This window comes from Nocardiopsis sp. NPDC058631, assembly GCF_042716955.1.
Taxonomy (GTDB): Bacteria; Actinomycetota; Actinomycetes; order Streptosporangiales; family Streptosporangiaceae; genus Nocardiopsis.
The window spans coordinates 24,246-31,501 of record NZ_JBHXQY010000078.1; the positions used below are offsets into that span (position 1 = coordinate 24,246).

The 7,256-nt window shown below is 70.3% G+C and carries 7 protein-coding genes; 6 read left to right on the top strand and 1 reads right to left on the bottom strand.

The annotated features are described in order from the left end of the window. Window positions 1–17 precede the first annotated feature (17 nt). Genes ACFWTE_RS22265 through ACFWTE_RS22285 form a run of 5 tightly spaced genes read left to right on the top strand, consistent with a single transcriptional unit; the run spans window position 18 to window position 4,867 of the window. Window positions 18–833 carry an ABC transporter ATP-binding protein gene (locus tag ACFWTE_RS22265; RefSeq protein WP_378781652.1) on the top strand — a complete coding sequence of 272 codons (816 nt, stop codon included), beginning with the start codon at window positions 18–20 and terminating at the stop codon, window positions 831–833. Further along, on the top strand, window positions 830–1,549 hold the full coding sequence (locus tag ACFWTE_RS22270) for an ABC transporter ATP-binding protein (RefSeq protein WP_378781653.1): 720 nt from the start codon (window positions 830–832) through the stop codon (window positions 1,547–1,549). The genes ACFWTE_RS22265 and ACFWTE_RS22270 overlap by 4 nt, the downstream gene beginning before the upstream one ends. A gap of 12 nt (window positions 1,550–1,561) precedes the next feature. Further along, window positions 1,562–2,413, top strand: coding sequence for a branched-chain amino acid ABC transporter permease (locus ACFWTE_RS22275; protein ID WP_378781655.1), 852 nt, complete (start codon window positions 1,562–1,564; stop codon window positions 2,411–2,413). A gap of 2 nt (window positions 2,414–2,415) precedes the next feature. Continuing rightward, the gene (locus ACFWTE_RS22280; protein WP_378781656.1) at window positions 2,416–3,516 is read left to right on the top strand and encodes a branched-chain amino acid ABC transporter permease; all 1,101 of its coding nucleotides are present in this window, start codon (window positions 2,416–2,418) and stop codon (window positions 3,514–3,516) included. A gap of 31 nt (window positions 3,517–3,547) precedes the next feature. Continuing rightward, window positions 3,548–4,867: an ABC transporter substrate-binding protein gene (locus tag ACFWTE_RS22285; protein ID WP_378781658.1), complete on the top strand. Its 1,320-nt coding sequence runs from the start codon at window positions 3,548–3,550 to the stop codon at window positions 4,865–4,867. Window positions 4,868–5,382: 515 nt separating this feature from the next. Here the strand turns inward: ACFWTE_RS22285 and ACFWTE_RS22290 are convergent. Continuing rightward, window positions 5,383–6,255, bottom strand: coding sequence for an alpha/beta hydrolase family protein (locus ACFWTE_RS22290; protein ID WP_378781663.1), 873 nt, complete (start codon window positions 6,253–6,255; stop codon window positions 5,383–5,385). Window positions 6,256–6,708: 453 nt separating this feature from the next. On the opposite strand from ACFWTE_RS22290, the gene ACFWTE_RS22295 reads away from it, so the two are divergent. Beyond that, window positions 6,709–7,152, top strand: a complete 444-nt coding sequence (locus ACFWTE_RS22295; RefSeq protein WP_378781659.1) for a ChaB family protein — start codon at window positions 6,709–6,711, stop codon at window positions 7,150–7,152. Window positions 7,153–7,256: the final 104 nt, after the last annotated feature.

The following is a 7,256-nucleotide window of genomic DNA, read 5'->3' on the forward strand; positions in this document are numbered from 1 at the left end:
CCGCGAGAAAGGCAGCCATGACAACGACCGCAACGGACCATCTCCTGAGAGCGGACGGGGTGACCGTGCGCTTCGGAGGCCTCACCGCGCTCGACGACGTCGGGCTCCAGGTCGCGCCGGGGTCCGTCGTCGGCCTCATCGGTCCCAACGGCGCGGGCAAGACCACCCTGTTCAACGTCCTGTCCGGCGTGCTGCGACCCACCACGGGCACCATCACCTGGAAGGGGAACCCGCCGCCCGGCCGCCGCACCCACCACCTCGCCCGCGCCGGGATCGCCCGCACCTTCCAGGGCCTCAACCTCTTCCCGCTGATGACGGTCCTGGACAACGTCGTCGCCGGAGCCGACCGCCTCGCCTCAGGAGGGGCGTTCTCACTGATCAGCGGGCTCGGGCGGCACCACCGCGACGAGAGGGAACTGCGGGACCGCGCCCTCGCCGCGCTGGAGCGCTTCGGGATCGCCGAGCACGCGTACCGGCTCCCCGGAACCCTCCCCTACGGCGTGCAGAAACAGGTCGCCCTCGCCCGCGCCTGCGTCGGCGAACCCGAACTCCTCCTCCTGGACGAGCCCGCCAGCGGACTGTCCGGCACACAGATCGACGCCCTCGCCGCACAGATCCGCGGCTTCAGCCAGGACATGGCCGTCGTCCTGGTCGAACACCACATGGACCTGGTCATGCGGGTCTGCGACCACATCGTCGTCCTCAACTTCGGCCGGGTCATCTCCACCGGAACCCCCGCGCAGGTCCAGGCCGACCCCCTCGTCACCGAGGCCTACCTCGGCACCCCCGACGGGGACGCCGACCCCGGCCACGCGAACGGAGACCCCCGATGACCGCGGAACCCCTCCTCACCGTCGAAGGGCTCAGCGCCTCCTACGGCGCCGTCCGCGCGCTCGACGGCGTCTCCCTCACCATCCCCTCCGGCGGCCTCTGCGCCGTGCTCGGCGCCAACGGCGCGGGCAAGACCACGCTGCTGCGGACCATCACCGGCCTCCACCCCGCCTCCTCCGGGAAGGTCCTCCTCGGCGGCGAGGACATCACCCGCCTCGCCACCGAGAAGGTCATCACCCGCGGCCTGGCCCACGTCCCCGAGGGCGGAGGCGTCATCGCCGAGCTCACCGTCGAGGAGAACCTGCGCCTCGGCGGGCTGTGGCGGCCGGACCGCCGTGACAGGAGCACGTTCACCGAGGTCCTGGAGCTCTTCCCACCCCTCGCGGAGCGGCGCGGCAAGACCGCCAGCACCCTCTCCGGAGGCGAGCGCCAGATGCTCGCCATCGGCCGCGCCCTCATGGCCAGACCGCGGATCCTGATCCTGGACGAGCCCTCGCTCGGACTGGCGCCCCTGATCACCCGGCAGATCTTCACCCTCCTGCGCGACCTGCGCGACCGCACCGGACTCACCGTCGTCCTCGTCGAACAGAACGCCGCCGGGGCGCTGGGGGTCACCGACACCGGGTTCGTGCTCAACCAGGGGCGGATCGTGGCGGAGGGCGCATCCTCCGACCTGCTCTCCGACGACCGCACGCGCCACGCCTACCTGGGCTTCTGAGGAGAACTCCCCATGACCCACTTCATCAACCTGACCCTCAACGGGTTGGCGACCGGGGCGGCCTACGCGGCACTGGCCCTGTCCCTCGTCATCATCTACCAGGCCACGCGCCTGGTGAACTTCGCCCAGCCGGCCCTGGCCCTCGTCGCGGTCTACACCGCCTACACCGTCACCCAGCTCACCGGTTCCTACTGGCTCGGCTTCGCGTCCGCGCTGACGGCCGGACTCGTCGCCGGGGCGCTGGTCGAACGGTTCGTCATCCGTCCCATCGCCCGCGTCTCCCAGCTCAACGCCATCATCGTCACCCTCGGACTCCTCCTGGTCGTGCAGGGCCTGGTGGGAATGGTCTGGGGCAACGAGCAGCACGGGTTCCAGTACGCGTTCAGCTACGTGGGCCGCTTCGCCCCGTCCAGCGTGTTCGCGCTGGTGTCCGTCGGTGTCGTCGCCCTCCTGCTGTTCGTCCTCTACCGGTTCACACCGCTGGGCCTGCGCATGCGCGCCGCCGCCTTCCACCCCGAGGCGGCCCGGCTCAGCGGCGTGAAGGTCGGCCTGATGCTCACAGCCGGGTGGGCCATCGCCTCCTTCATCGGTGCCCTCGCGGGCATGCTCGCCGGACCCCCGTTCATCTCCCCGAACGTGTTCGACGTCGTGTTCGTCTACGGCATCACCGCCGCCGTCATCGGCGGCCTGGACAACCCGTTCGGAGCCGTCGCCGGCGGGCTGCTCATCGGCCTCGGCATGTCCTACGTGTCCGGGTACGCAGGTCCCGAACTGGCCACCCTCGCCGCCCTCGCCATCGTCGTCATCGTCCTGAGCGTGCGCCCCGACGGCATCCTGTCCCGTCCGACCGCGCGGAAGGTGTAGCCATGTCCTCGCCCACCGGAGAGAGCGCGGAACGCGCCACCGATTCCGCCACCGCCACCGCCACCGGCGGGAGCCCCGACACCTCCCGCGGCGGCCGCTGGCGCGCGCTGCCCTCGCCGCTGCGCCACCTGCTGCTCGCGGCGCTCGGACTCGCCGCCGTGACGGGCCTGCTGTTCGTCACCGGAGACCTCACCGCGCTGCGCCTGGCCGCCGTCGGCTACACCATGCTCGCCATCGCGGGCCTGCAACTCCTCGTCGGCGGCAGCGGCCAGGTGTCGCTCGGGCACGGGGCGTTCATGATGATCGGCGCCTACACGATGACGCTGCTCGTCCTCCACCAGCCGATGCTGCCCATCGCCGCGAACCTGCTGATCATCGTCGCGGTGTCGGCGGTCGCGGGGATCGCGGTCGGCGCGGCCACCGCCCGCCTCCACGGCCCCTACCTCGCCGGGGCCACCCTGATCCTCGCCGTCGGCCTTCCCGGGCTGACCCACCGCTACCACGAGTTCCTCGGCGGCAGCAACGGCCTCAACATCCGCACCGCCGGGGCACCGCCGTTCCTCCAGGGCGTCTTCACCACCAGCGAGTGGAAGGCCGTCGTGGTGTGGACGACCGTCGTGGTCGGCCTCGCCGTGCTCGCCACCATCTCCTCCGGCCGCCTCGGCCGCCGCATGCGCTCCCTGCGCGACGACGAGACCGCCGCCGCCATGGCCGGCGTCCCCGTCGGCAAGACCAAGGTGGTCGCGTTCGTCATCGCCTCCGCCGCGGGCGGCCTCGGCGGAGGCCTCCAGGCCTACGTGCTCGGCACCGCCACCCCCAGCAGCTTCACCCTCGTGCTGTCCCTGACGCTGCTCGCCGCCCTGGTGTTCGGCGGCATCGGCAGCCTGTGGGGCGCGCTCTGGGCGGCGGTCACCGTCGTCTACCTCCAGATCTGGGCCACCGACCTGGCCCGCTCCCTGGAACTCAGCAGGAACGTCGAGAACAACCTCCCGGTCGTGTTCTTCGGGATCGTCCTCATCCTCGTCCTGCGCTTCTGGCCCCTGGGAGTCCACGGCGCGCTCACGCGCCTGGGCTCCCGGCTGCGGCCCTCCACGACCCGCTGATCCTCCCACCCCCCATCGAAGGAGAAACATCATGCGAAGAGGAACACTGGGCGCCCTGGCGGCCGCCCTCGCGCTGACGGTCATGGCGACCGCCTGCACGGGTGCGGGCGAGGTCACCGACAGCGGTGAGGCCGACCTCGACGTGTCGACCGGCGTCACCGACGACAGCATCGTCCTCGGCTCCCACCAGCCCCTGACCGGCCCCGCCGCCCCCGGGTACCTGGCGGTGTCCCAGGGGGCGAGGGCCGTGTTCGACTACGTGAACGCCCAGGGCGGTATCCACGGGCGCCAGATCGACTACCGGGTGGAGGACGACGCCTACGACCCGGCGCAGACCATCGACGTCACCCGTCAGCTGGTCATCGAGGACGAGATCTTCGCGATGGTGGGCGGCCTGGGCACACCCACGCACGGCGGTGTCATCGACTACCTCAACGACGAGGGAATCCCCGACATCTTCCCCTCATCCGGCGCCCTGGCCTGGAACAACGCCGAAGAGCACCCCCTGACGTACGGCTGGCAGACCGACTACACGAAGGAGGCGAAGATCCAGGGGCAGTACATCTCCGAGAACTTCTCCGGCCAGAACGTCGGCTACCTGTACCAGAACGACGACATCGGGGACGACTCCCAGGCGGGACTCGACCAGTACCTCACCGACGAGGTCGTCGCCCGAGAGCACTACGAGTCCGAGGTGACCGACCTCAGCGCCCAGGTCGCCGAGTTCGAGCGCACGGACGCCGAGGTCATCGTGTGCTCCTGCATCCCGGCGTTCGTCGCCCTCGCCATGCTGGAGGCGGCGAGCATCGGCTACGAGCCGCAGTGGGTCATCTCCAGCATCGGCGGTGACACCGCGACCCTCCAGGGCCTGCTGGCCGAGTTCACCCAGGACACGGAGGCCGAGGACGTCCCGGCCGACGCGTTCCTGGACGGCGCCATCATCACGAGCTACATGCCGCGCGTCGAGGACCAGGAGGACGAGTGGGCCCAGTTCTTCCTGGAGGTCTACGGGGAGTACGGCGAGGGCGAGACCGTCACCAACACCCACGTGTTCGGCATGACCCAGGCCGTCATGGTGGCCCAGGTCCTCAAAACCGCAGGTGAGGACCTCACCCGCCAGTCGCTCATCGACGCGCTGGAGTCCCAGGAGTGGCAGGGGCCGGGGCTGCTGCCCTTCTCCTCCAGCGGCGACGACCACGGCGGCCACGAGGGCGTGTACGTCGTCCAGTACGAGGCCGGAGGCACCTTCGAGATGGTCCAGGGCCCCCGCGTGACCGACCGTGAGGGCGGCGACATCGAGGAGACCGACTTCGAGCGGCTGTCCCCGGAGGCGCTGGACTTCCACGACTGACCCTGACCCGCACACAGCCTGACCCGCACACAGAGAGCACAGCAACTCGGAGGAATGGTCTCCGGGTTGTTGTGCTTTCTCGCTCCTCGCGGGCTCGGAGGCTCGGGGCGCGAGGTACCGGGTTCTTCGCGTCGCCTGCGCCTGGTTCTCGTGCCTCTGGGGCGGCTTGGCTCCTCCTGCAGAACCCGGTGCGCCCTTCGCTGTGTTTTCTTGCTCCTCGCGGGCTCGGAGGCTCGGAGCGCGAGGTACCGGGTTCTTCGCGTCGCCTGCGCCTGGTTCTCGTGCCTCTGGGGCGGCTTGGCTCCTTCTGCGGAACCCGGTGCACCCTTCGCTGTGCTTTCTCGCTCCTCGCGGGCTCGGAGCGCGAGGTGCTGAGGGCGGCACGTCCCCCTCCGCCGGAACCGGTCGTCCTCCGCCGTCCCCGCAACGACGAAACCCCGGCCCGGAGCCTGGAAGACCAGGCCCCGAACCGGGGTTCACCGGCCCCGTGCGGGTCGGGGCACGGGGTTCGACCCTCAGGAGCCGTGCGGGCAGGAGTCCCGGTAGTCGGAGAAGTCCGTGCCGAACCCGGTGCTGGGCGCGGGGCACAGGAACTGCTCGTACCGCTCGTCCTCGTCCACGAACCGCTTCAGCCAGGAGATGCTGTACTTCGCGATCGTGGTGTTGGAGACGTTGGGAGCGAAGTGACTCGCTCCGCGCAGCTCCAGGTAGGCCCGGTCCAGGTCACTGGGCAGGCTCTCGTAGAACGGGATGGAGTGGGTCCGCACCGACGCGACGCTGTCGTCCTCGGCGCCGATGACCAGCGTCGGCACCTCCATGTCGGACCAGCGCTTCTGGGTGTGCCAGGGCGTCAGCGGAATCGCCGCCCGCAGCTCCGGGCGGTCGTCGGCCGCCGCGAGCGTACCGCCGCCGCCCATCGAGTGGCCCATCAGGGCCAGGCGGTCGCCGTCGACGCGGTCGGACACGTCGCTGTCCTCGACCAGGTAGTCCAGGGCGGCCTCCAGCTGGCGGCCCCGGCTGTCGGGCTGGTCGTAGCGGGTCGTGGTGTCGATGGTGAACACCACGAAGCCCTGGGAGGCGATCCGGTGCCCGTACCAGGACATCGAGGACTGCCCGGCGGTGTAGCCCGGGGCGATGACCACGCCGCCGAAGGTTCCCTCGCTGGTGTCGGTCGGGTAGTAGATCGTGCCGCCGCCGAAGCCGCTCACGAAGGAGGACACGGAGGTGGTGTCGGTGTCGAAGTGGCCCCGGGTCGCGGTGACGCTCCGCTCGGTGGGGTTCGGGCCGCGCTCGTACTCGCTGGCGGCCTGGGCGGGGGTGACGACACCACCGGTGACGCCCGCGACGAGCGCGAGGGTCATCACCGACCGGGCGGCGAACCGGGCCATCCGGGAACGCGGGCGGCCGGTGTCCTCTTGAGACGCGGGGGAGGGGGGATTCATTGTCAGCACGTCTTTTTCCTTTTCTCGTACAGCGGGAACCCGTGGGCCCTGGGGGGCCACGGATCGGAGAACCACTAGGAAAGGAGATGTGCTCGGACGGGGGGGGGTCCGGGCAGCTCACGCCGTATCCCTGCGACATTCCGGGCGGTGGTCCGGGCAATCGAATGGAACCGGGTTCCATGAAATGTTTCTCCTGTTATTCACTATGAAGTCGATTGTGTGAACGTGCATCCGTTGGATCACCAGTGCCGGAGTCGGGCCAGATCAGACGGGCACCGCCCCGTGGTTTCCGGGACGGGCCGTGAGAAGTCCATAGGTGTTCTGCGGCGTTTTGCGTGACCGGGTCCCGGGCAGGGCGGTGGACACGCCAGAGACGAATCGAGAGCGGGGAGTGGGGAAGTGCCTGGTACGAGCGAACTCCCGGCGACGCTGAAGCGGTCGCCGAAGAAGGCCCGGGACACCTGGATCAAGGCGCACGACTCGGCCGTGGAGGAGTACGGCGAGGGCGAACGCGCCCACAGGGTGGCATTCGCGGCGGTCAAGCGCACGTTCGAGAAGCAGGGCGACCGGTGGGTGCCCAAGCAGAAGGCGGGGCCCTCCGACGCGCAGGCCGCCAACCCGAGGGCAGGGCGCGGCAAGGGGGGCAGGGACCTCCCGACCGCCGGCGGCGTGGACGCCAACGCGACCAAGGACCACCTCTACGAACGGGCCAGGGAACTGGGCGTCCAAGGGCGCTCGTCCATGAACAAGGGGCAGCTCGTCGAGGCACTCCGCAAGGAGAGCAAGAGGCGGACCTCCGGTTCCGGGCGCAGCCGTGCCCCCAGACCCCGCAGCTCGTCCTGACACGAGGTCGGGACTGGGGGTCTCGGCGGGTCGGCGGTAGGCGGAAGGGAAGGTGGTGATCTCCTCGGCGAGCGTGTCGAGAACGTCCCCGCGCCGGGCTACCA